This is a genomic window from Vibrio sp. S234-5, assembly GCF_000960595.1.
Classification (GTDB): domain Bacteria; phylum Pseudomonadota; class Gammaproteobacteria; order Enterobacterales; family Vibrionaceae; genus Vibrio.
Genome location: NZ_JZAM01000431.1, coordinates 1 through 393, shown reverse-complemented (window position 1 = coordinate 393; position 393 = coordinate 1). Strand labels below are relative to the sequence as shown.

Below are 393 nucleotides of genomic sequence, written 5' to 3'. Positions count from 1 at the left end.
GTACTGCAGAGGGGGGTAGAATTTCAGGTGTAGCGGTGAATTGCGTAGAGATCTGAAGGAATACCGGTGTCGAAGGCGGCCCCCTGGACAGATACTGACACTCAGATGCGAAAGCGTGGGGAGCAAACAGGATTAGATACCCTGGTAGTCCACGCCGTAAACGATGTCTACTTGGAGGTTGTGGCCTTGAGCCGTGGCTTTCGGAGCTAACGCGTTAAGTAGACCGCCTGGGGAGTACGGTCGCAAGATTAAAACTCAATTGAATTGACGGGGGCCCGCACAAGCGGCGGAGCATGTGGGTTAATTCGATGCAATGCGAAGAATCTTACCTACTCTTGACATCTACAGAATCCTGCGGTGACGCGGGAGCGCCTTCTGGAACCGTTAGACAGG

1 rRNA gene is annotated in these 393 nt (G+C 53.7%); it reads left to right on the top strand.

Going from position 1 to position 393, the window contains the following annotated elements:
- A 16S ribosomal RNA gene (locus UF06_RS22870) occupies positions 1–393 on the top strand; the annotation flags it as partial.